Genomic DNA, 23,106 nt, shown 5'->3' on the forward strand with positions numbered 1-23,106 from the left:
AAGAAGGGACTGTAAGTGGATAATAAATCAGACTTAATTATTCAATATTTGAAAGCTTATAATATACTTGAAATTTTTTCAGGAATAAGTACTGACAATTTTCAAGTAAATCATTTTGAAAAAGGCAAGCTTATTTGCGATAAAGATGATGAAATTCATCGTTTATATTTTGTTATTAAAGGAAAAGTAAAAGTTTACACGATTACACCAGAAGGAAAGAAACTAATCCTTCGCTTTATCAATCCATTAGCAATTGTTGGTGATATTGAATTAATACAAAATAGCAAAGCACATAATGTTGTTGAAGCTTGTTCAGATGTTGTAGCAATCTCCATTTCTAATACAGTTATTAGAAATAAGTTATTACATGATCCTATATTTATGAAGTTCTTGCTTGAAAACATTGCGAACACGTTAAAAATATCGACTCGTTTTACAGCTCTAAATTTACTTTATCCGGTAGAAGTACGTGTAGCTAGTTATTTACTTTCGATTTCAACGGATAGTAATGGGAATATGTATAAAGAGGATTTAGATTCAACTTCTGTATCAAGTATTACAGATTTTATAGGTGTAAGTTATAGGCATGTAATTCGAGTTTTACAAAAATTTTATAGTGAAAAATTAATTGAAAAGAATAATGGAGTTATTGTAATTAAAGATTTTTCTAGAATGAAGGAAGTTGCTAAAGATAATATATATGAGTAATGAAAGGGAGAGAAGGGTTATGATTGGATTTAGTTTAGCTATATTAGCTGGAATATTAATTAGCTTACAATCTGTTTTTAATACGAAAGTGAATGAAATTGTAGGACAGTGGTTAACAACTGCATGTGTTCTTGGAATAGGTCTCATAAGTTCTGTTTTATTTCATATCATTACAGAGAAAAGTATAAGCGTTAACTTTTATACTGCAAATTATTTATTTTATATAAGTGGATTGTTTGGTATCGGATTAATTATTTGTATAATGGGTGCAATAAAGAGTTTAGGTCCAGCTTATACGGTGCTCATTAGCCTTATTACTCAATTAGTTGTTGCATTATGTGTTGATACATTTGGATTGTTTGGAATGGAGAGAGTACCTATACAAATAAATAAATTAATTGGTATAGGTCTATTAATTGTAGGGGTAGGAATTTTTAAAAATTTTTTTTCGAATAAGAAAGCTATTACTATAAATGAGGATAGGGCCTAAAGAATTTAAAGGAAAAAGGTGTTAATAATTAGAACATATACATTTAGGTGGTAGTAAATGAGCGATAAGGAGAGAAAATAAGTGATTCAGTACATGTTGGAAGATGGTGTACATTATATTATGAGTGCAGTGACATAACTAGGAGGTTTCCACTATGACAGCTTTATTTAAAGCTATGGAGTTCCAGCTGAAAACTGAACGACTTGATCTGAGTATGTGGGAGGAATCCGATTCAGTCTGGATGAGAAAATTAATTGGCGAACGTGGTGTGGATATGCCAAACCTTGACGCCGTTCGTAGCATGCTTATAGAGATGCGTAAGAGAGCAGGCGAAAATGGCATTTCCCTTCTCACTATTCGCCGACGAGACGAAGGTGATTTCATCGGATACTGTGGCTTGATTATCGGTCGTTCCACACTGGAAGAGCCGGAGATCGCATACGAGTTGTTCCGCAGTGCTCATGGCAAAGGCTATGCGACTGAGGCAGCATCTGTTGTGCTGGACGCTGCGATTGCTACGGGGCGCCACAGACTTTGGTCGACTGTAGGCGCTTGGAATGTTGCGTCCTTCCGGGTGCTAGAAAAGATAGGATTTAAGAGGCATCACAGTACGTGGGACGAGCGCGGTGAGATTGTTTGGAACGTACGCGACCTTTAGAAATCCCGGACCTAACTCGAAACTATTGAAAAGGAGAAGAGGTCATTAGTTTGGGCAAGAATCCAGATAAAGATAAAATAACTGATTTATAATTCAAATAGTGACAAACTATAACTGAAGCATGTCCTCGAAAGCGGAGTGTTGCCTTCGCACCGAGGCTATGCCCTCCCCAAAAAACCAATCGAACGTTTCAAGTTATATATCTTTATTATACTGATTAAACTAAATATTTATTGTTTACTTATTTCATTCATTATGTAAATAAAAAAGGATAGTTAGCCCTCATAATGGACTAACTATCCTATAGATTATTATATGAATTTAATAAAATCGAGGTCTTCTTTTATATATGATTAATATATAAGCTATAGATTTATCATTTTTCAAACCGTATATGAACGAACTTCAACATCTTTATTAAATTTACAATCCGCATCATAATTCGTGTACTTCCATCCCAATCTTTATTTGTAGGTATATGTTTAAAGAAAGGGGAGCAGCTTAATATTTTTATGTTAGAAGACCACTTTTCTATTGTCTTTGGATTATTTACGTAAAAATACATCATAGCGCCGTTATTACCAGATTTTTTTACAGTAGCATTCGAAAGTGTCAGTGCGAACTTTGATTCGGCATCAAAATATAACTCTCCTCCAGGAAAACGTTTTGCCATAGCGACAAATATCTCCTTCAGTTCTTCTTCTTTAAAGTAATAAAACACACCTGCTGATATAAAAAGAATACTGTCTTTTGGATCATATTTTATATCGTTGAACCAAGAAGTGTCAAAAAATGATTTGGCAATGCTTATATTTCGTGGTGTATCTTCAATTAATGTTTTGCGGAAAGCGATCGCATCAGGCAAATCAAGGTTATACCACTGTAGGGTACCGTTATCAATTCTTGAAAAAGTAGTGTCTAGTCCAGAACCGATATTTACTATAGTAGCATTCGGATGTTTTCTAATAAATTGTTTAATAGTATCGTCTATTTTTCTTGCACGGGTAATGTAAGTGATACATCCATATTCGCCAAATGTATCTGCTATTTTAGAGAAATCAAAGTCGCATTCTTTAATAATCTGAATAGCTTCCGTATCATCTAAAATATCCTTGTTTTTCTCACTACCATATGCTCGTCCCCATAGTGGAATAAGCATAGTACTTTGAACTGATTGTAAATCTATTTCTTTAACCATGAAACGTCCTCCATTTAATAATAAAAAAATATCATATATATATGATTAGTCGTTATTTAGCATTTTTGATAGCATTTTATTTGTTTTATACAGTCCGTAAGTTAAATCACGTTGATCTTCTTCACTGAGTTTTTCAAGATTACTAGTGAAATTATTATAAATTTGTTTCCATCTTTCATAATGTACTTTTTCAGCTTTATCTGTTAAGGAAATTAAAACAGCTCGTTTATCTACTGTATCTTGTTTTTTTACAATGTATCCGTTTTGCTCTAAATTACGAACGGTTACACTTAATTGTTGTTTAGGTATGTTTAAATAACTAGCAATCATTTTTAAATTTACAGCGACTTTTTGCTGGGCAATATACTCAATTATGTGTTGCTCTAAATGTGTAAATTCAGTGGATTTCTCTGATAATAATTTGAAAGTACCTGACATATTTAATAATAAATTCATGTATTCGTTTATTAATTCTTTATTAGTCATTATTTTTCGTGTCCTTTATCAATTTAGTAATTATTTTATTACTATTTTTACTTAAAATCAAATAATAACATTGATATTAGTAATTGTTTATTTACTAATATCAATGTTATTTAAATCGTGAGAGATGCAGTAGAGGAAAAGTTAAAGTTTTTTATGAGCGGTGAGTAGAAAGATTATAAAATATTACTTTATACATAAAAAACTAATGAAGCCAATGTCTTTTTCAGTCATTATACTATTAATAATTTTATGGTAAAATCTTTTACATAATGAAATAAAGGGGTAGTATTCTATGGGTTATTTCTCAAATAGTTTATTAGTTTTGTTTGTTCTTATCGTATGTAGCTGTATGATTTTTGGTTGATAATATAATGATGGATTGATATAAAAGAAGGTATCTCACAAAGATGAGATACCTTCTTTTTCGTATAATTGTAATTTAGATTCAGTATTTGGTGATGGTTGAAATGTATATATTTTATACTCACCATTAGTTGATATATTAAACAAATATTAAATAGAGAAATATATATGGTACCAATCTTATTAAGCTTATGTTTTTAAAGAGAAGGAGTTTCATTTTTTTTTATTGAAGTATTGTTCTAGTCAGTTTAACGACGGTCAAAAATTTTATGGAATAAAAACAAAAAGGATGATAAGGAGTATTTACATGAAAACTATTTTAAATTACACGATTGAATCCCCTAAAGATTTCAATGAATTATTAACTATGTATGAATCTTTAGGATGGAATTCTCTTGAATTATCGGTTAATGAGTTAGAGCAAATGTGTAAACAAAGTTGGTATGTGATATATGCTTTTAAAGAGCAACAATTAATTGGGATGGGACGAGTAATATCAGATGGTGTAATAACGGGTATTATTTGCGGTGTATGTGTAATGCCAGAGTATCAGTCCATGGGTGTTGGAAAGGAAATAGTGGAACGATTAATCCGGCACTGTGAACAAAAACGAGTTATTCCACAACTTATGTGTGTTGAAGATTTAAAATCTTACTATGAATCAATTGGATTTGAGGGATTTTCGATTGGTATGACGAAACATATTAAACGATAGCGGGGCTTTGTAATTTAGAATTACTTGTTTATCAGGCCAATTTTTAGATTTCAAAAATTTCGTTATAAAGGAGAATAATGTTATGGAGATTGCTAAAGGGGTAGAGATGTTACATCTTGAATTTCAAGAGTATATTATTCACCCAATTCTTTTATGGGATGATGAAATGGCAGTTTTAATAGATACTGGATTTCCTGGACAAATTGAAGATATACGAATAGAGATGGGGAAGGTTGGAGTATCGTTTGATGAACTAAAAGCCGTGATTTTGACGCATCAAGATATAGATCATATAGGTAGTCTTCCTGAACTATTACAAAACTGTGGAAGTAATATAAAAGTCTATGCTCACGATCTAGATAAGCCGTATATCGAGGGGGAGTTACCTTTGTTGAAGGATGCACAAGTACAGAATCCTCCGAAAGGAAAAGTGGATGATACTTTGGTTGACGGCCAAGAACTTCCATATTGCGGTGGTATTCTTATTATTCATACCCCAGGGCACACTCCTGGTCATATTAGTTTATATTTGAGACAAAGTAAAACTCTTATCGCTGGGGATTCAATGTATAGCGTAAACGGAATTTTAGGTGGAATTCATGCCCCAACTACTTTGGATATAAAAGAAGCGCAAAATTCTTTGAAGAAGTATTTAAATCTAGAAATTGATTCTGTAGTTTGTTACCATGGTGGATTAAGTAAGGGGAATATAAATGCACAAATTCAAGAGCTATAGATAAGAATTTTTTGTTAATCAGTGCTAAAGTATAATTTAATTGCTAGTATATAAATAAAACCCTTAAATTAATAAAGAGCATGTTTGAAGGAATTTCAAATGTGCTCTTTATTAAATATAATCAATTTAATTTTGATGACTTAATCCATTCCAATAAAACGAAACGATTTCTTTTGCTAATTCATCTATATTTGCAAGAGTAGGATTGTGATTCTCATCTTTAAAATTCCCGATTGATAATAAAGCGACGAAAGCATGGGCAGCAAATTTAGGATTTCCTTTAGGAATTTCTCCAAGGAGAATTGCGTTATCTAGCGCTTTTTCCAACACTTCATACATGTTATCCTCGGCATTTTTTAATTCCTTTAATTGCTCTTCAGATAAAGAAAGTTTTGCATCTTTCATAAAATTATTCATATCAATATCCATCGTTGCGTGTAAGTATACTGTAGCAAAGTTCAATAATCTTTCTTCCAAAGTTTTATTCGTAGAGAGTATTTGATCCATATTTTCTCTTATGCGCACCATCATTTGAATCATAGTAGCGGTAAATAGATCAGCTTTTGTTGAGTAGTAATAGTAGACAGTTGCTTTTGTAACTCCACATTCTTTCGCGACCTCATCCATTGAAACAACTTGATAACTTTGAGTGAGAAATAACCTAGTTGCAACTTCTAAAATGATTTCTTTTGTAGACTTTGTATTTTTATTTTGACGAGGCCTTCCGAGAGGACGTTGTTTTTGATCCAAATACATTCGCTCCTGACATTTATTATTGAGATAATTATAACATAATTTTTTAATCATTCTTGATTAATTAACCGACCAGTATATATAATTAATATTGGAGGAAAAAAGGAAGGTGGGGTTTTATGAAAAAGCACCCGTTACATATGTTAGGGAGGCTTGTAGCAGGGAAGAATACGCAATGGATAACTTTATCGGTATGGATTTTTATTACATTAGTACTTTCATTTACGTTACCACAAGTAAACAGTACGAAAGAACCGAATCCGAAAAATTTACCTGAAACAGCTATGTCACAGCAAGCTGAAGCACTTATGAAAAAAGAATTTCCTAATAATGCAGGAAACCCGTTGTTAGTTGTATGGCATCGGGATGGTGGATTAGAGTCAAAAGACTACAAATTAATACAGGACGTTTATAAAGAGTTAAAAACGGACCCTTTAAAAGAACAATCATTGTTACCACCATTTGATACAATTCCAGAGCAAGTATTATCAAAAAGTGGATCAAAAGATGGTACATCATTTGTCACACCAATATTTTTTAATAAATCTGCTGGAACGGATATATTAAAAGGTAATTTAGAAGAGTTACGAAAAATAGTGAATAGTAAAGTGGATGAAGATCCGTTCAAACAAAAAATTACCGACTCTGGTTTACATGTTCGATTATCTGGACCTGTAGGTATTCAAACGGATGCGGTAAGTTTATTTAGTCAAGCTGATGTGAAATTATTAGTTGCTACTGTACTACTAGTATTGGTTTTATTAATTTTACTGTACCGTTCACCAATTTTAGCAATTTTACCTTTACTCGTTGTTGGTTTTGCATACGGAATTATCAGTCCGACACTGGGCTTTTTAGCAGACAATGGATGGATTAAAGTAGATGCACAGGCTATATCGATTATGACTGTCTTACTGTTTGGAGCAGGAACGGACTATTGTTTATTTCTTATTTCAAGATATAAAGAGTACTTGCTAGAAGAAGAAAGTAAGTATAAAGCATTGCAACTTGCGATAAAAGCATCAGGTGGAGCAATTATAATGAGTGCACTTACTGTAGTATTAGGGTTAGGAACGTTATTACTTGCTCATTATGGAGCTTTTCATCGATTCGCAGTTCCATTTAGTGTGGCTGTTTTCATTATGGGAATCGCTGCTTTAACGATTCTTCCAGCATTATTATTAATTTTCGGTAGAGTTGCATTTTTCCCGTTCATACCGAGAACAGCTGAAATGAATGAAGAGTTTGCAAGAAAGAAAAAGAAAGTAGTAAAAGTAAAAAATACTAAAGGGTTCTTTAGTAAAAAACTTGGGGATATTGTTGTACGTAAACCGTGGACAATTATTATGCTAACCGTATTTTTATTAGGAGGCTTGGCTTCATTTGTACCGCGTATTCAATACACGTACGACTTATTAGAATCATTCCCGAAAGATATGCCATCACGCGAAGGATTTACATTAATTACGGATCATTTTTCAGCTGGAGAATTAGCGCCAGTAAAGATTGTAGTTGATTCAAAGGGAAAAGATTTACCTATTAAACAAGAAATAGAGAAATTATCTTTTGTTAATAAAGTGAAAGAGCCAATGAAGGGAAAAGAAAATAATCAATTGCAAATGTATGAAGTTTCTTTAGTGGAAAACCCATACTCAATTGAAGCATTAGATCAAATCCCTAAATTGAAAAATAGTGTAGAAAAGGTATTAAAAGATGAAGGAATTAGTCAAGCTGAGAATCATTTATGGATTGGCGGAGAAACAGCTTCCTTATATGATACAAAGCAAATTACTGAACGGGATGAAGCGGTTATTATTCCGGTTATGATTAGTATCATCGCTTTACTTTTACTCGTGTATTTACGTTCAATCGTTGCGATGATTTACTTAATTGTAACTGTCGTTTTATCTTTCTTCTCTGCATTAGGAGCAGGCTGGATTTTACTGCATTTCGGTATGGGAGCTCCCGCGATACAAGGTGCGATACCGTTATATGCATTCGTATTTTTAGTTGCCTTAGGGGAAGATTATAATATCTTTATGGTTTCAGAAATATGGAAGAATAAAAAGAAACAAAATCATTTAGAATCAGTTAAAAATGGTGTTATACAAACAGGTAGTGTAATTACATCCGCAGGTTTAATTTTAGCAGGAACATTTGCAGTATTAGGTACATTGCCAATTCAAGTTTTAGTTCAATTCGGTATTGTGACAGCAATCGGTGTATTGCTAGATACATTTATTGTAAGACCATTACTTGTACCTGCGATTACAGTTGTTTTAGGCCGCTTTGCTTTTTGGCCAGGGAAACTTTCTAAAAAGAGAGAAGAAGTAAAAAAATTGGATATATAATAGAGAAGAGCCAAGGATATTTTCCTTGGCTCTTTTCTATGTAGTTCATTAATTTTTTGAAGTCAAATCATCAGTTACAACGTGATCAGCATCTTCAATGGTTGTTTCGGGCATTCCATATAAGCCGTTCATTGCTTGTTCTTCGATATTAAGATTTGCAGTATTATTATTTTGAATAGATGTAGTGTTTTCGATAACATTTTCTTTTTTATTTACATTTTTGTCATTCATGTTTGAATCCTCCAAACGTCATTTGATTTATTAATAGTATGTGGATGGATTTCCAGAAATATGTGAACGAATTTCTGCAGATGTTATATAGTTAAATAAAAAGCTTAGTATTAAATTTAAACTGTAAGGAGTGAACAAGTGTGGTGAAAACAAGAAAGTTAGCCTTCTAAAATAAAAATAAAATTTTAGGAGGCTATTAAAATGAAGTTTCATGTAATTGACAGAGAAAATTGGAATAGAGAGCAGTATTTTGAACATTATTTAAAATTAAAGTGTTCGTTTAGTATGACAGCGAATGTTGATATTACGATGATGCTAGAGGAAATACATCAAAAGGAAATTAAATTTTATCCGACTTCTATTTATGTAATTTCTAGAGTGATAAATAAACATACAGAATTTCGAACATGTTTTAATGATGAAGGAGTTTTAGGGTATTGGGAGGAAATGATACCTAGTTATACAATCTTTCATAAAGATGATAAATCTTTTTCAAGTATATGGACGGATTATTCTAGCGATTTCCACATTTTCTATAAAAACTATGAAGAGGATATGAGATGTTATGCTAATGTTCATGGTTTCTTCACGAAAGAAAATATTCCGCCAAATATTTTTCCGATTTCTGGTATACCTTGGACTAGTTTTACAGGATTTAATTTAAATATTAATAATGATGGTGATTCTTTATTACCAATTATTACTTGTGGGAAATATTTCAATGATGGAAGCAGGGTTATGCTACCTGTTTCATTGCAAGTACATCATGCGGTTTGTGATGGATATCATGCGAGTCGATTTATAGAGGATTTACAGGAGCTAGCTAATACTTGTAACGAGTGGCTTAAGTAATATCTAATTATTAATTATATAAAATTGAAAATGAATAAGCGTTAAAATAAAAAGAAGAGAACATATGTATATTACATGTTCTCTTCTTTTTATTCATTCATATTAAGTAACAGTGGAAAATATAGGTTGATTTGTAGTTTAATAGTAAAGAGAGTGATTAGTTTTAAATTTCTTTATTTTATAATTATTTAAGGGTTCAAATGTTTTAATAGGGGGAAGGTAAAGTGAAATTCATACGTATTGAAAAAGATGAAATCCTAATTAATAATATGGCAAAATTGTATTGTAAAGCATTTGAGAAAACAAATTTTACTGAAATGATTGAGAGAATGAAAAGACATATAGAATATGCAGATTTTAAAGGTATAGTAGTAATAAATGATGAAAATGAGGTAGTTGGTTTTACTTATGGTTATCGCTCATTAGAAGGGCAGTACTATAATCAATTAATGAGAGAAGCGTTAAATCTAGAACAAGCAGACGAATGGTTACAAGATTGTTTTGAATTTGTAGAGTTAGCAGTTCACCCACAATATCGAAATGAAGGTCTTGGAATGAAATTACATAATGAACTATTAGAAGGGATTTCAAATAGAACGAGTATTTTAACAACACAAATAAACAATGAAAAAGCGCGTTCTTTATATAAAAGATTGGATTGGGTGGATGTATTAGAGCCATTTCACCCAAGTAAAAGTGATGCCCCATATGCAATAATGGGAAAAATATTAAAGACAAAAGTAAATTAATAACTATATCGTTCACAAAAGTTATCGGTTTATAACAATGAAGGGGAAAACAAAAATGACAATAATATCTATAGAAAAAGCTACAATTTTAGATGCTGAAAAGTTAACAGAAATAATGAAAAGAACATTTGATGAAGAAGCAAAGCGATGGTTATACGGCCAAGGTGATGTAATTGATTATAACATTCAACCGCCAGGATATTCTTCAGTTGAAATGATGAAATATTCAATTGAAGAATTGGATACTTACAAAGTGATAATGGATGAAAAAGTAATCGGGGGAATTATAGTTACGATCTCTGGTAAATCGTACGGAAGAATCGATCGTATTTTTGTAGAGCCTTTTCTTCAAGGAAAAGGAATTGGATCGCGGGTTATTAAGTTAATAGAAGAAAAATTTCCGAACATAAGGATTTGGGATCTTGAAACATCTAGTAGACAAATTAATAATCATCATTTTTATAAAAAAATGGACTATGAAATAATTTTTAAATCTGAAGATGAGTATTGCTATGTAAAAAGAAAAAATGTAGATGCAGTTGGAGAGAACCTAATTAAAAATAAAGATATGAAAAATGGTCAATACGAAAACTGTAATTTGGTTAATACAGAATATTATCAAGTAAATTTAAAAAATAGTGCATTTGTTGGTAGTAATATAATGCATATGAATATGAGTAATTGTAATATAAGTCAATCAACCTTTAGAAATATTAATTTTAGAAATTCCTCATATGCAGATTTAAATATTTCTGGCAGTAAATTTAATTTTGTGACTTTAGGTGGAGTTCAATTTAGAGATACAAGCCTTGGAGAGGATAAAGATCCTATTTCATTTGATAGATGTGATTTGGAAAGTACTACAATACGTAGTAGTAATCTGAAAAATATTGAAATAGAAAATTGTGATATTACCGGTATGAAAATAAATGGTATTTCAGTAGAAGAACTGCTTGAGTTGTATAATAGGGTGAAAAATTAAATAAAAAATCACTTAGCATATTCTAAGTGATTTTTTCATTTTGAACGAGAGGGAATATAAGAGATGATGTTCAAAAAGCGAATATTATATCGAAATAATTATATAAAAATAACACAAAGGAATAAGGGTTGGCAGGATTTTAATATGGGATATTAGAATATGAATATTTGAATGGAGGGGAGAAAGATGGAGATTAACGTTAGAGCAGTAGAAATACAAGATGCTAGAGCAATTCATCGTATATGCATACAAGATGATGTTTTACCTTATATGGTTTTCTTACCTAGTATGCGTGTAGATGCAATGGAGAATAGAATTCGAAATTTAGCACAGAATCAATTTGAATTTGTAGCAGAATATGATGGAGAAGTTGTTGGATTTGTCGGTTTAACCCAAAGTCCAGGGCGAAGATCTCACTCGGGTGATTTATTCATCGGAGTAGATAGTGAGTATCACAATAAAGGAATTGGAAAAGCACTTCTTACAAAAATGCTTGATTTAGCTGATAATTGGCTAATGTTAGAACGAGTGGAACTTGGTGTATTAGAAACGAATCCTAGAGCCAAAGTATTATATGAAAAATTTGGATTTATCGAAGAGGGTGTAAAGGTTGGGAATTTGAAGGCTCATGGGAATTTTGTTAACGAAATCATGATGAGTCGTTTTAGACCAAATGGTTTGATTGTACATAATAAATAGGGGTGTAAATTGAACAGAAATATCGATTTGTTTTGAAAAAAGTATGGCAAAAGGACGCCATGCTTTTTTCAGTTTATTAAAAATAAAGAACAATTTTTATTTAAAGGATGAAGCATTAGGAATCATCTCAATCCGGAAAGCATATGACTTAATAGAATCTATTTCTATGTGCAAGGGGAATGCATATGTGGAAATTTCAAAAACCTTGAAAAAACGATTGCATAAGTATATTTAAAATTTATTTATTTTCATACATAGTATAATTGAGCATTCAAGGAACAAGGAGTGATTGTAATGTCGACAGACCAACCTATTCCTGGACATTTTATTATGGACCCACAGCGAGCTATGCTGTTGCCACCGGAATTGAAAGCAGCTCCATCTGAATCATTAACAGAACAATTATTTATTGAACGATCTATAACTGAAAATAGATTTTGGTTACGTATTATGAAAGAGCATGCTTTGTTTCTTGGTGAGGGGTTTAATCGTAACGATAAAAATTTAATTCAGTAAGTAGAACAGTTTTATAATCAGTTTGATAGGCAGCTACAAAAAGCATTTACTATTCCACAAACTGTTCAAGCGGTAAGGCAATTAAATGAAGAGAGTATTCAGTTAGTGTATGCTTTTCGTAATTATAAAAGAAACTTACTAATTTTAATCATCAATTGTAAAGTGAAAGGGTTTAATTTTCCACTTTTAGTGGATCATGTTGCACGAGAAGCGGAATATTTTATGCGGACACTTCAAAAGTTTAATGAAGGCAAGATGGATCCTATTCAAGATGCGATTATTAGCGAGAATGTTTTCTGGTTACGAATTATGATGGAACACTCACGTTTTATTGGATCATTACTGGATCAATCGGAAAGAAATCTTTTTCATACAGCGTTGAAATTCGGTGATGATTTCGAAATTTTGCTTAACCAAGCTAGAGATGTTGAATCGATGTTATATCAAAAAGAACCGACATACCCGATTATAGGAAAAATGAATAAAGATAGTGAAAATGCCACTGTTGAGTTAAGGGATTTCAAAAAAGCAGGATTAGAGTTAATTCAAACATGTCAAATCCGAAATGTCATAAATCCATTGCTTGCTGATCATGTTACAAGAGAGGCAGAGCATTTCCTCTTCATGATTCATGTATTGGAGCAAAGGCTAAAGCAAAAGCAGGTGGAACAATCTCCGCAATAATAAATAAACAAGGAAAGCATGGCAAACTAATGTCATGCTTTTCTTGTTTATCCCGCTATTTGTCGGCAGTAAAACTCCCATCTCAAAATTTGGCTGGATCAAAGAAGTTATGAGGGAGAAAAACTGTCCGTAAACGCCCTATTGGTGAAGGCTAATAATCAGCGGGGGATGAACAAAACCCCCACTGATTAAAGTTTCACTTTATAAATTGTGATTTGATTGTTTCGGTTGTAATAAAAATAATGCTAATCCAATGAAAATAAGTAGAATTCCTAGTCCTTGCTGTAAAGAAATTGTTTCATCTAAAATGAAATAGGCTAAAATACAAGTTCCAATTGTCTCTCCTAAAATACTCATCGAGATAACAGTAGCGCTCATCCATTTTAATAACCAATTAAAAATTGTTTGTCCTAAAATCGTTGCAATGAATGCAAGACCTATAAAGGACCACCATGTTTGTGCAGTGTAATTGAAGAAAGATGACTGCTGTGTGTAAGCAAATATACCGAGAAAGAGTGAACTACTGCCATAACTAATTACCGAGTACGGTATTAGGGATAGGTCTTTACGAACATATTGACTAATGAAAAAGTAAGCTGTTATGACGCCAGCAGCAATAAAAGCTAAAATATCGCCGTATAAAGCCTCGCCACTAATTTGAAAATCTTGCCACCCAATCACGATACTTCCTGAAATTGCAATAAGGCAGCCTATAATCGCACCTTTCGTAAACCGTTCCTTAAATAAAAAATAACCACCGACCATTGAAAATAAAGGTTGCAACGTTACGATAACTGTAGAACTTGCTATGGAAGTATACTGTAATGATTCAAACCATAGTACATAATGAGCTGCTAGAAATAATCCAGATAAGAGTCCAAATCCCCATTGCTTTTTTGATAATGAGCGAAGTTCGCTTCGATTGTTTGTATTAAATATTAGAAACGGTAAAAGAATTACCGTAGCAAACAATAATCGATAAAAAGCAGTGATTGCTGCAGGGGCATCGGCTATTTTTACGAAGATAGCTGAAGTAGATAAGGCGAACACGCCGAAAAATAAGATGAAATATGAAAGAATAGGTGATTTCAAAGTTTGTCCCTCCGATTGGTTGTTTATTATAATGAACTGTATATAATATAATGTACAAAAGTTAGTATATAAGCCTAAGATGAAATAAGGAAGGATTAATTGCCACTGTTTAGTATGTCAGCACAAAAGGGACAAAAGATGTATTATGATGGACGAAAGGAAGTTGTAACAATGATTCATTATCGGCTAGGTCAAACTGTTTTAAGTTATCGTAAGAAAAATAATATGACAATTCGTGAATTTGCTGATTATGCAGGAATCAGTACTTCACTTATTAGTCAAATTGAAAGAGGACATGCCAATCCTTCTTTAAATGTATTGGAATTAATAGCGAAAGCATTAAATGTACCGCTGTTTACTCTTTTTATTAATGATATCGATACAGACTCACTTATTTCTAAGAAGAAAGATCGGAAAAAAGTATATCGAGAAAATAATGATCATATTGTTTATGATGTGTTAACACCAGATTTTATGAAAGCTCGCATTGAAATGTTAATGATGGATTTAAACGGATATGCAAATACAACAGAAAGTCACTATTCCCACGAAGATAAGGAAGAAATTGCAGTTGTAATGAAAGGGGAAGTGTATGTGGAATTGGAAGGGAATGAATATTTTTTAGAAGAAGGAGATGTTGTGCGTATTCCACCGAACGTGAAACATAGATTTTTGAATAAGAGTGATGAAATGAATCACATCTTATTTGTATTAACACCTTCGTTAAGCTAAGGGAGTAGCTTAAGGATACATACTAAGTGGTAACATAATAGAAAGTATCAATTACATAAAGATTCGCGTGTATAATAAAACAACTATCTATAAATACATACACATTTGATTTTCACTTTGTATGTTTAAGAAGATGAGAGATTTGACAAAAAAATAAGATAGTTCCATGACTATCAAACCAAATAATTCAGATAGACAAGGAGTGAAAATTTTTAAGGTTTTGGCAGGAGTAAAACGAGAGATTGTTCGTTATTTATTTCATAATCAAAACAAACACAATTGTGGAAGATTGAGACTGCATTAGGGATGAATAAGTATCATCTCAAAATATTATTAGAAGCAAATTTAATTCTTGTTGAGCGACAGGGGCAATTTTAATTTATAACTGTAAAGGAGGAAACTTTTCAAGAGTTTTCACCTGGCTTTTTGCCGACTTTGTAGATGCTAAAAAACCATTTTTATTAGGGTTTAGAGGGGATAAGAGAGATGGAAAATATAAGTGTATTAAAAGATGGGCTTTCAATTATATCTCAATGTAAAAAAGAAACAAATGATATTTGGCATGCACATTTCGGAGCAGCTGCCATTGCTAGTTATTTTTTTACGAAAAACAATAACATTGATGAAAAAACTGCCTGTAACATTTATTCTCAAGCGAAAATGATGCTCCATAAGCAAAGGTTAGGCGAAACAATTGATAATAAACAAGGTGTCGATTATCAAAGTGCTGAAGAAACGATAATTAAATCTTTGGAACAAACGATTGATGAACTCCATTGGGTTGGTCATAATGTAATTTACGCTTCTTTAAGTTTACTAGCCATTAAGGAGTTAAGTCATTGGGGGAGTGAGCAAGATATTAATAATATAGCAAACCTTATATTATCGTTTCAAAAAACAATTCCCGGTAGATCTTGGATTGGTTTTACAACTAAAGAAGTAAAGCAACTAATTATAAATAATGAGGAGATTCAAAGCGAAATTAAAAACCCAAAGCAATTATCTGAATTTATTTTAAATGAATTATCTGAATTTAATGTTATATATAAGGCAGAATCACATCAAGATTTAATTGGTCATATGCTTACCTTCTCACATGCGATTAATATATTATATGACTTAGGGCATATAGAATTATTTCAACGAGGAATAAAACCACTATTAAAGCTAGTTTATGTACTTAGAAAAAGTCGCAATTTAATGCCGAATGCCCAAATAATATTGAATTCTCCTGTAGATCGTTTACCTCTTACAAAAGCAAAACAAGTTGATACACTTCCGCTAGATAATGCATTCTGGCTTAAAGACTACAGCGAATTTAATTGGGATTTTGGGCACATATTTAAATTTTCATATAGTTATTTTGATCACTTAACAAGGGTTCCAGAATATAAAGATAAAACATTTGAGAAATTCTGTTGTATTATTAATGAGTAAAAGTGTCTAACTTTAAATTAATAGTAAATGGTACACATTCATAAACTAACATATTTATAAAAAATGGTAGAAAATTATAATGACCTGTAATAATAGGCTTAGTTTAAGTCTCTTTTTTTGTTAGTAGTATATTGTTTTTTCAAATATGTAAGATTTTACATTAGCATGAGACTTTTACTTATTATGTAAGTAGGCTATACTAAAATACATATATTTTGAAATTGGAGCGAATAAAGACGACATGGAATTAGTGAAGTTAGAAAAAATAATTGAATTGAAAAAAGAAGAATTATTGAATCTAGTCTCAAATTATGGACTTCAACATGAAAAAGTAATAGCACTCAGCCAAGAAATTGACAAATTAATAAACTGGTTTATGTTTTTAAAATAGAAAGAACTATGACGTGAGTTGAATATGTTATAGTTCTTTTTTATTCATATATATTGTCTAATTTCTTACAGAATGCGCAAGCTGCTAGTCGACTATGATAATTTTTGGTTATAATAATAAAGGAATTATTAATTGTATCGGTTAGGGGCGCAGCAAATATGAAAACAGTCGTTGTCATCGGTGGAGGTATTACTGGACTTTCTACTATGTTTTATTTAGAAAAATTAAAGAAGGATTATAATATAGATTTAAATTTAATCCTTATTGAGAAAGAAGAGTATTTAGGTGGTAAAATCCACAGTGTGGAAGAAAATGATTTTATTATGGAATCTGGAGCAGATTCTATTGTAGCTCGTAATGAACATGTTTTGCCGCTTGTAAAAGATTTAAATTTAGAAAATGAAATGGTATATAACGAAACAGGTATTTCTTACATATACTCTGATAACATATTACATCCAATTCCTGCTGACACTATATTTGGGATTCCTATGAGTGTTGAATCATTATTTAGCAGTACGCTAGTCTCAAAAAAAGGGAAAATCGTTGCTTTAAAAGATTTTATTACGAAAAATAAGGAGTTTACAAAGGATACATCACTTGCTGTATTTTTAGAAAGCTTTTTAGGGAAAGAATTAGTGGAAAGACAAATTGCACCTGTGCTTTCAGGTGTATATTCTGGTAAATTGAAGGAGCTTACAATGGCATCTACGTTACCATATTTACTTGAGTATAAAAATAAATATGGAAGTATTATTAAAGGTTTTGAAGAGAATAAAAAACAATTTCAGTCAGCAGGAAATAAAAAGTTTGTATCATTTAAAAGTGGACTATCTACGATTATTAATCGCTTAGAAGAAGTGCTGACGGAGACTGTCATTAATAAAGGTGCTGTAACAACAGTGATAAGTAAAAAAGGGGATCGGTATGAGGTTTCTTTTGCAAATCATGAGACAATACAAGCTGATTATGTCGTTTTAGCAGCTCCACATGATATCGCACAAACGTTATTACAGTCTAATGAGTTAAATGAGCATTTTAATAAATTTAAAAATTCATCGCTTATAAGTATTTACTTAGGTTTTGACATACTAGATGAACAACTACCGGCTGACGGCACAGGTTTTATCGTAACGGAAAACAGTGATTTACATTGTGATGCTTGCACATGGACAAGCAGGAAGTGGAAACATACATCTGGTAAACAAAAGCTATTAGTAAGAATGTTTTATAAGAGCACTAATCCAGTATATGAAACGATCAAAAGTTATAGTGAAGAAGAATTAGTACGAGTTGCTTTATATGATATTGAAAAGAGCCTCGGAATTAAAGGTGAACCGGAAGTAATTGAAGTTACAAATTGGAAAGATTTAATGCCGAAATATCATTTAGAACATAATCAAGCTGTTCAATCATTACAAGAAAAATTGGCCGTGCTTTATCCTAATGTATACTTAGCTGGTGCTTCATATTACGGTGTAGGAATTGGTGCTTGTATTGGAAACGGAAAGAATACTGCCAATGAAATAATTACGACATTGAATGAACAGTCAAAATAATAATATTGAATATATATGTAAATAAAATGTCCCTCCAACATAATGGAGGGACATTTTATTTGTAATTATTTAACATTAATTACAATCTTTTTATGATTGGCTTTATTCTCTTTAATAGTTAATGTTATTTTTCCAGATTCTTCAAAGGAATACGGTGAGAGCCGATAAAGTTCTTTAATACTATGTTTTTCTTTTAATTTATTTGTAGGAATTAATGTTATATTAGGCTTCCATGTTTCCTGTTTGCCTGAAGGGTAGTCTACTATTATTTCTGGATTATTTAATTGTATTGTTTCCCAAGAGACAAAATACAGTTCAACTTCTGCATCTTTTTTTAGTAATTCTTCTGAGAAATAACCAAACTCACCAACATTACCAAAAACAGTGAAATTTTGATTTTGCAATTTAATATCTAAATATCTAGGTTGATATGTTGCTGCGTGATACATTCCGTATGAAAGAGAGAGTGTGGCAGCGATTAATATACCAACTGAAAATGTCTTAAAGCTATTTCCTTTAAAACTTGTCATCATAAATGAGTTTGGTGTGAATTTTTTTGCGAATAAAAAAATGAGTAAAATGAGCAAGAGGGATAAGCCAATGAAAATATACATAAAGTTTAAGCACCTCCGTAAGAAATATTTACTGTTTTTCTATATTTTAACATGAGAGGGTGTAAATTAGGGGTGGTTTTTAGAGGGGAATTAATAAATACAACGAAGTTATATATTATTAATAGGATAAACATCGCTAGAAATATTTGATTTGTGGGACATTAAGGACTTTCCTAATTATAAATACTTTTTCTGCTATAATAAATGAGTAGAGAGAAAGGAGTGATCCTATGGTATTTCCTATGTTAGAAACAGAACGCTTGCGCTTAGTTGAAATAGAACAATCTTATTGTCAAAAAATATATGAAATATTCTCATTAGATGAGGTAACGTGTTATTATGGTATGAATTCTTTTACTGAGTTTGGACAAGCTTCACGTATGATTGAATCTTTTTCAAAAAATTACTTTGAGAAAAAGGCAATGCGTTGGGGGATTGTATTAAAAGACACAAATAATTTAGTAGGAACAATTGGATTAAATAATTTACAACTTTGGAGTAAACGCTCAGAGATTGGATATGATTTGCATCCTCGTTATTGGGGGAATGGTTATGCTTCTGAAGCTGCTCGAGAAATTATTACTTATGGATTTCGAGATTTAGGCTTATTTAGAATTGGAGCTATTACATATCCTGAAAATATAACTTCGTGTAATATGTTATCTAAATTAGGTTTTCAACAAGAAGGGCTGTTACGTGGATACATTCATCAAGGAAATAAACAACACGATGCATTAATGTATTCTATTGTACGAACTGATGTAGAGGATATTCATTATTAATAAAAAAGCCCCTCTTATTTAAAATAAGAGGGGCTTGTAAAAATCAACCTATTTTAGGTAATAAACGTTCTCCGCTTTTCATACTACTTTTACATAAAGGGCATTTAGGCTCTTCTTCAAATGAAAAGTTCTTTCTCATCCATCCTAAACAATCCTCTGATTCACATTCCCAAACAGGGGTTTGTTCTGGTGGTACTTCTGCTACATCGTTCTTTCGATTGCGATACATGTAACCACTCCTTTTATGTAAAAATTTTTAGTTATATATTAAAAAGGTTGTTAACCGAGCTGGTAACAACCTTTTTATTGATTGAATTATAGCTTTACAACGTTTTTAGCTTGAGGTCCACGGTTACCGTCTTCAACTTCGAAGCTAACTTCTTGACCTTCGTCAAGAGATTTGAAGCCGTCGCCAGTGATAGCTGAGAAGTGAACGAATACGTCGCTACCGTCTGCAACTTCGATGAAACCGAAACCTTTTTCGCTGTTAAACCATTTTACTTTACCTGTTAATGTCATGGTAATGCCTCCTAAAATTTAAAAAGATTACAATATGATCGGCCTTATTCGATTGAAAATAAAAGTTCACATATTATCAAAAATCCATAAGGAGTACAAAATATTCCTGATTGATACTTGATAATATGCAAAGAAAGTATAGTGCTAAATTGACCTTAATTACTATCTTACAACAAATGGTGGGAAATAGCAAGTGCTGGTAATACCAGTGAATGAATTGGGTGATACTGGTAAAAGGCACGAAGACATCTCTTTTATTTATATATTATTCCTAATCTGAATTTATTCCAAACAGAAATCATTTATTTTAAAAAATATGTTTAAGGGAAACGATATATATTTTAAGAATACAGATGATTACAATAATAAGGAGGATAGAATATTGCTAAATAAACAATTTAAAATAATTGAAGCAGCAAAAGAAGGAAGAAGAAAAGTTCATCCTATTTTCGCTGTTATACTTGCAATTGTATTTTTAACTTTAGGTGAATTTTTCATGTTGTTTATGCTTTTTTTACCGAAAGCAGATACATCATTTGTAAAGGCAATTTATAGTAATATTGAGATGATATTAACGTTTGGTGGGGCTATATTTTTTATTTTTTTATGGATTAGGTTTGTAGAAAAAAGGTCATTTTCATCCATTGGTTTTTGGAAAGTGCAATGGATGAGACAGTATTTGAGAGGTGCGTTAATAGGATTTGTCTTCATTTCAATACCAGTAATTGTACTTGTATTAACAGGTATTGTAAAACTACAAATGCAACAAATTACGGCAACCGCCATATTTGGTATTGTAGGATCTTTAATTGCTTTTTTAATACAAGGTGCAACGGAAGAAATTATTGTACGAGGCTGGTTGTTTCCAGTTATTTCTGTTAGAAGTCGTATATGGGTTGGGATTATAGTGACGTCCTTTTTATTTGGTTTTCTTCATTTACTTAATCCAGGTATTACAATTCTTTCAATATCGAATATAATATTAGTTGGTGTATTTGCAGCTTTTTACGTATTAAAGGACAGTAGTCTTTGGGGGATTTGTGCATGGCATTCCATTTGGAATTGGGCACAATATAATGTCTATGGTTTTGCAGTTAGTGGCATGACGATATATTCAACACCACTATTTAAACCTGTAACAAATGGGTCAGAAGTGCTTCATGGAGGCTCATTTGGTATTGAAGGTAGTATCATTACAACAATAATGCTTTCTATCGCTTCAATCGTTTTATGGAAACAGTTATGGGGGCGAAAAGTGAAACAACGAGATATTAGCTAATGAAAGAGGGAGAAAATATGGGGATTGTAGCGTTTGAGGGAGCGAGCGCTGTTGGTAAAAGTACAACATGTCGTGAATTAGAAAAAAATTACGGTGCATTTATTATACCTGAAGTTAATCTATTATTTGAAAGACCAAAAAATGAACATAGAACATGGTATTTTGAAAAACAAGTAGAGCGCTGGAAAATAGCAATACAGAAGTCTCAGCAATATGAATTAGTAATACTCGATGGGGATATATATCAGCCACTTAGTTATAATTGGTGTTTTCGTTTTGATATATTTAATCAGCCGTTATCTTTAATAGAAAACTTTTATAAAGAAAAGATGATAAATAGAGAAATTGGTTTTCCAGATCAATATTTTTATTTATATACAAGTGATGAAGAGCTTAGAAAACGGAAAGAGTTTGATGGGACGAAAAAAAGAAGAAACTTTGAAAAACATTTACATATATCTAAAGCATTTCAGCGTTATTATGAAAATCTCAATACCGTCACAGACGGGTACTGTAAATTGATTGAAGCAAAAAGTATAAAGTCGAATGAATTAGAAATTGTGAAAAGTTTAAACAGCTTAAAAGTATGTGAAGAAAGACGTTTTGATGTTTCGAGGTTAGATGCTATTACGGAGTGGTTAAAAGAAAATCGTGCATAAAGTAAAAACAACGAGTGTTTTAGAAGGCGCTCGTTGTTTTTTTGTTTCCATATAAATATAAAGGAAAATTTTGTAGAATATCTTTATTTTTTAACAGAATAATCTTTCAATTTCACGAAAAAAGAAATACAATATAAGGAAATATATATAAATAATATGATAGGGGATGGGATGAACTATTTTGAATGAAGGAACTGTTTTATATAAGAAATAATGAGGTAGTAAGAACAGAGATATTTGGGAGGAAACAAGCAAGATGAAAACATTATTTAAAATCATAGGAATTATAGCTGGTATGGCGGTAATCGGGGTAGGTGTAACGTATGGTATGCTGTATTATCTGAATAATAGTAAACCAGCTGCGAAAAAGGCATCACCAGCCGCTCCGGCAGTAGAAGTGCTAGCTGATAGTAATGTAAAAGCCGAAGATGCAAAGATATTAGAAAATGGAAATTATTCATTGCCGAATAGTGGTTTTAATAAAAACTTCAAATGGACAGATGAGAACATACAGACAGCATTACATGAAATGGCACATCAAAAAGCGAAAGCTGATCAAAAATGGGGCTATATTTTTATTACACAAGAACGTATTGAAAGTTTACTTGAAATTATAAATAGTAATGATGTTGCACAAAAAAGTACATATGTGGATATTTTAGAACGATGGAAACAAGGAAAATATGAAAAGGTTGATGTGGACCACAACAAGATTTGGAAATTACAAAGTGGGAATTTAGGAGAAGGGAAAGGAGTAATGTCAGAAAAGGAGCAAAAAGAATTAATTAATCAAGTTTTTATACAAAAAGGTACATATTCAGGTAGTAAATTAATTGCAGGTGAGGTACAAGCTAATAAATAATATACATAT

Annotated in this window: 26 protein-coding genes and 1 pseudogene; 19 read left to right on the top strand and 8 right to left on the bottom strand. The window is 31.7% G+C overall.

From position 1 onward, the window contains the following. Positions 1 to 15 precede the first annotated feature (15 nt). From NSQ69_RS11740 to NSQ69_RS11750, 3 genes are all read left to right on the top strand, one after another. Positions 16 to 708, top strand: a complete 693-nt coding sequence (locus tag NSQ69_RS11740) for a Crp/Fnr family transcriptional regulator (protein WP_002127320.1) — start codon at positions 16 to 18, stop codon at positions 706 to 708. Between the two features lie 19 nt (positions 709 to 727). Further along, a complete protein-coding gene (locus tag NSQ69_RS11745; RefSeq protein ID WP_002127321.1) occupies positions 728 to 1,198 on the top strand; it encodes a DMT family transporter in 471 nt (156 codons plus the stop codon). A gap of 154 nt (positions 1,199 to 1,352) precedes the next feature. Next, positions 1,353 to 1,856: a GNAT family N-acetyltransferase gene (locus tag NSQ69_RS11750; protein WP_050000736.1), complete on the top strand. Its 504-nt coding sequence runs from the start codon at positions 1,353 to 1,355 to the stop codon at positions 1,854 to 1,856. A 376-nt stretch (positions 1,857 to 2,232) separates the two neighbouring features. On the opposite strand, the gene NSQ69_RS11755 is transcribed toward NSQ69_RS11750, so the two are convergent. Then, complete coding sequence (locus NSQ69_RS11755; protein ID WP_197236052.1) at positions 2,233 to 3,054, bottom strand: class I SAM-dependent methyltransferase; 822 nt, start codon at positions 3,052 to 3,054, stop codon at positions 2,233 to 2,235. Between the two features lie 45 nt (positions 3,055 to 3,099). Continuing rightward, positions 3,100 to 3,540: a MarR family winged helix-turn-helix transcriptional regulator gene (locus NSQ69_RS11760; protein WP_050000737.1), complete on the bottom strand. Its 441-nt coding sequence runs from the start codon at positions 3,538 to 3,540 to the stop codon at positions 3,100 to 3,102. 670 nt (positions 3,541 to 4,210) lie between these two features. Between NSQ69_RS11760 and NSQ69_RS11765 the strand changes: the two genes are divergently transcribed. Next, positions 4,211 to 4,618: a GNAT family N-acetyltransferase gene (locus NSQ69_RS11765; RefSeq protein WP_016126903.1), complete on the top strand. Its 408-nt coding sequence runs from the start codon at positions 4,211 to 4,213 to the stop codon at positions 4,616 to 4,618. Between the two features lie 82 nt (positions 4,619 to 4,700). Further along, positions 4,701 to 5,354: an MBL fold metallo-hydrolase gene (locus tag NSQ69_RS11770; RefSeq protein ID WP_016126904.1), complete on the top strand. Its 654-nt coding sequence runs from the start codon at positions 4,701 to 4,703 to the stop codon at positions 5,352 to 5,354. 126 nt (positions 5,355 to 5,480) lie between these two features. Here the strand turns inward: NSQ69_RS11770 and NSQ69_RS11775 are convergent, their stop codons facing one another. Beyond that, the gene (locus NSQ69_RS11775; protein ID WP_002127328.1) at positions 5,481 to 6,104 is read right to left on the bottom strand and encodes a TetR/AcrR family transcriptional regulator; all 624 of its coding nucleotides are present in this window, start codon (positions 6,102 to 6,104) and stop codon (positions 5,481 to 5,483) included. Between the two features lie 122 nt (positions 6,105 to 6,226). Here NSQ69_RS11775 and NSQ69_RS11780 point away from each other — a divergent pair, with 122 nt between their 5' ends. After that, positions 6,227 to 8,458 carry an MMPL family transporter gene (locus NSQ69_RS11780; RefSeq protein WP_341099256.1) on the top strand — a complete coding sequence of 744 codons (2,232 nt, stop codon included), beginning with the start codon at positions 6,227 to 6,229 and terminating at the stop codon, positions 8,456 to 8,458. A 48-nt stretch (positions 8,459 to 8,506) separates the two neighbouring features. On the opposite strand, the gene NSQ69_RS11785 is transcribed toward NSQ69_RS11780, so the two are convergent. Continuing rightward, positions 8,507 to 8,689 carry a DUF4021 domain-containing protein gene (locus NSQ69_RS11785; protein ID WP_002012828.1) on the bottom strand — a complete coding sequence of 61 codons (183 nt, stop codon included), beginning with the start codon at positions 8,687 to 8,689 and terminating at the stop codon, positions 8,507 to 8,509. A gap of 201 nt (positions 8,690 to 8,890) precedes the next feature. Here NSQ69_RS11785 and catA point away from each other — a divergent pair, with 201 nt between their 5' ends. The 5 genes and pseudogenes from catA to NSQ69_RS11810 all read left to right on the top strand — a co-directional run bounded on the left by catA (position 8,891) and on the right by NSQ69_RS11810 (position 13,171). Continuing rightward, complete coding sequence (catA, locus tag NSQ69_RS11790) at positions 8,891 to 9,541, top strand: type A chloramphenicol O-acetyltransferase (protein WP_002189569.1); 651 nt, start codon at positions 8,891 to 8,893, stop codon at positions 9,539 to 9,541. A gap of 224 nt (positions 9,542 to 9,765) precedes the next feature. Next, the gene (locus NSQ69_RS11795) at positions 9,766 to 10,290 is read left to right on the top strand and encodes a GNAT family N-acetyltransferase (RefSeq protein ID WP_341099259.1); all 525 of its coding nucleotides are present in this window, start codon (positions 9,766 to 9,768) and stop codon (positions 10,288 to 10,290) included. Positions 10,291 to 10,327: 37 nt separating this feature from the next. Continuing rightward, on the top strand, positions 10,328 to 11,272 hold the full coding sequence (locus NSQ69_RS11800) for a GNAT family N-acetyltransferase (RefSeq protein ID WP_176112605.1): 945 nt from the start codon (positions 10,328 to 10,330) through the stop codon (positions 11,270 to 11,272). Between the two features lie 186 nt (positions 11,273 to 11,458). Beyond that, positions 11,459 to 11,971, top strand: a complete 513-nt coding sequence (locus NSQ69_RS11805) for a GNAT family N-acetyltransferase (protein WP_002168410.1) — start codon at positions 11,459 to 11,461, stop codon at positions 11,969 to 11,971. 294 nt (positions 11,972 to 12,265) lie between these two features. Continuing rightward, positions 12,266 to 13,171, top strand: a pseudogene (locus NSQ69_RS11810) (DUF2935 domain-containing protein). A gap of 201 nt (positions 13,172 to 13,372) precedes the next feature. On the opposite strand, the gene NSQ69_RS11815 reads toward NSQ69_RS11810, so the two are convergent. Continuing rightward, positions 13,373 to 14,263, bottom strand: coding sequence for a DMT family transporter (locus NSQ69_RS11815; RefSeq protein WP_002168408.1), 891 nt, complete (start codon positions 14,261 to 14,263; stop codon positions 13,373 to 13,375). A gap of 114 nt (positions 14,264 to 14,377) precedes the next feature. Between NSQ69_RS11815 and NSQ69_RS11820 the strand changes: the two genes are divergently transcribed. The 4 genes from NSQ69_RS11820 (at position 14,378) to NSQ69_RS11835 (ending at position 18,382) form a co-directional block, all read left to right on the top strand. Then, positions 14,378 to 14,995 carry a helix-turn-helix domain-containing protein gene (locus NSQ69_RS11820; protein ID WP_002031957.1) on the top strand — a complete coding sequence of 206 codons (618 nt, stop codon included), beginning with the start codon at positions 14,378 to 14,380 and terminating at the stop codon, positions 14,993 to 14,995. Between the two features lie 486 nt (positions 14,996 to 15,481). Beyond that, on the top strand, positions 15,482 to 16,432 hold the full coding sequence (locus tag NSQ69_RS11825; protein WP_002168407.1) for a hypothetical protein: 951 nt from the start codon (positions 15,482 to 15,484) through the stop codon (positions 16,430 to 16,432). Between the two features lie 241 nt (positions 16,433 to 16,673). Continuing rightward, positions 16,674 to 16,823, top strand: coding sequence for an aspartyl-phosphate phosphatase Spo0E family protein (locus NSQ69_RS11830; protein WP_002012842.1), 150 nt, complete (start codon positions 16,674 to 16,676; stop codon positions 16,821 to 16,823). A 158-nt stretch (positions 16,824 to 16,981) separates the two neighbouring features. Next, positions 16,982 to 18,382: a protoporphyrinogen oxidase gene (locus NSQ69_RS11835; RefSeq protein WP_002168406.1), complete on the top strand. Its 1,401-nt coding sequence runs from the start codon at positions 16,982 to 16,984 to the stop codon at positions 18,380 to 18,382. A gap of 65 nt (positions 18,383 to 18,447) precedes the next feature. Here the strand turns inward: NSQ69_RS11835 and NSQ69_RS11840 are convergent, their stop codons facing one another. Continuing rightward, positions 18,448 to 18,996, bottom strand: a complete 549-nt coding sequence (locus NSQ69_RS11840) for a hypothetical protein (RefSeq protein ID WP_002127343.1) — start codon at positions 18,994 to 18,996, stop codon at positions 18,448 to 18,450. A 230-nt stretch (positions 18,997 to 19,226) separates the two neighbouring features. Here NSQ69_RS11840 and NSQ69_RS11845 point away from each other — a divergent pair, with 230 nt between their 5' ends. Beyond that, on the top strand, positions 19,227 to 19,778 hold the full coding sequence (locus NSQ69_RS11845; protein WP_002031946.1) for a GNAT family N-acetyltransferase: 552 nt from the start codon (positions 19,227 to 19,229) through the stop codon (positions 19,776 to 19,778). A gap of 43 nt (positions 19,779 to 19,821) precedes the next feature. Here the strand turns inward: NSQ69_RS11845 and NSQ69_RS11850 are convergent, their stop codons facing one another. Together NSQ69_RS11850 and cspD are read right to left on the bottom strand one after the other, a co-directional pair. Beyond that, positions 19,822 to 20,007, bottom strand: coding sequence for a cold-shock protein (locus tag NSQ69_RS11850; protein ID WP_000286202.1), 186 nt, complete (start codon positions 20,005 to 20,007; stop codon positions 19,822 to 19,824). A gap of 86 nt (positions 20,008 to 20,093) precedes the next feature. Beyond that, complete coding sequence (gene cspD / locus NSQ69_RS11855) at positions 20,094 to 20,297, bottom strand: cold-shock protein CspD (protein ID WP_002012849.1); 204 nt, start codon at positions 20,295 to 20,297, stop codon at positions 20,094 to 20,096. 382 nt (positions 20,298 to 20,679) lie between these two features. Here cspD and NSQ69_RS11860 point away from each other — a divergent pair, with 382 nt between their 5' ends. The 3 genes from NSQ69_RS11860 to NSQ69_RS11870 all read left to right on the top strand — a co-directional run bounded on the left by NSQ69_RS11860 (position 20,680) and on the right by NSQ69_RS11870 (position 23,097). Then, positions 20,680 to 21,576, top strand: a complete 897-nt coding sequence (locus tag NSQ69_RS11860; protein ID WP_002127344.1) for a CPBP family intramembrane glutamic endopeptidase — start codon at positions 20,680 to 20,682, stop codon at positions 21,574 to 21,576. After that, a complete protein-coding gene (locus NSQ69_RS11865; protein WP_003189178.1) occupies positions 21,576 to 22,235 on the top strand; it encodes an AAA family ATPase in 660 nt (219 codons plus the stop codon). The genes NSQ69_RS11860 and NSQ69_RS11865 overlap by 1 nt, the downstream gene beginning before the upstream one ends. A 256-nt stretch (positions 22,236 to 22,491) precedes the next feature. After that, positions 22,492 to 23,097, top strand: a complete 606-nt coding sequence (locus tag NSQ69_RS11870) for a PRK06770 family protein (protein ID WP_002127350.1) — start codon at positions 22,492 to 22,494, stop codon at positions 23,095 to 23,097. Positions 23,098 to 23,106: the final 9 nt, after the last annotated feature.

Source organism: Bacillus sp. FSL R10-2201 (assembly GCF_038008665.1).
Classification (GTDB): domain Bacteria; phylum Bacillota; class Bacilli; order Bacillales; family Bacillaceae_G; genus Bacillus_A; species Bacillus_A mycoides.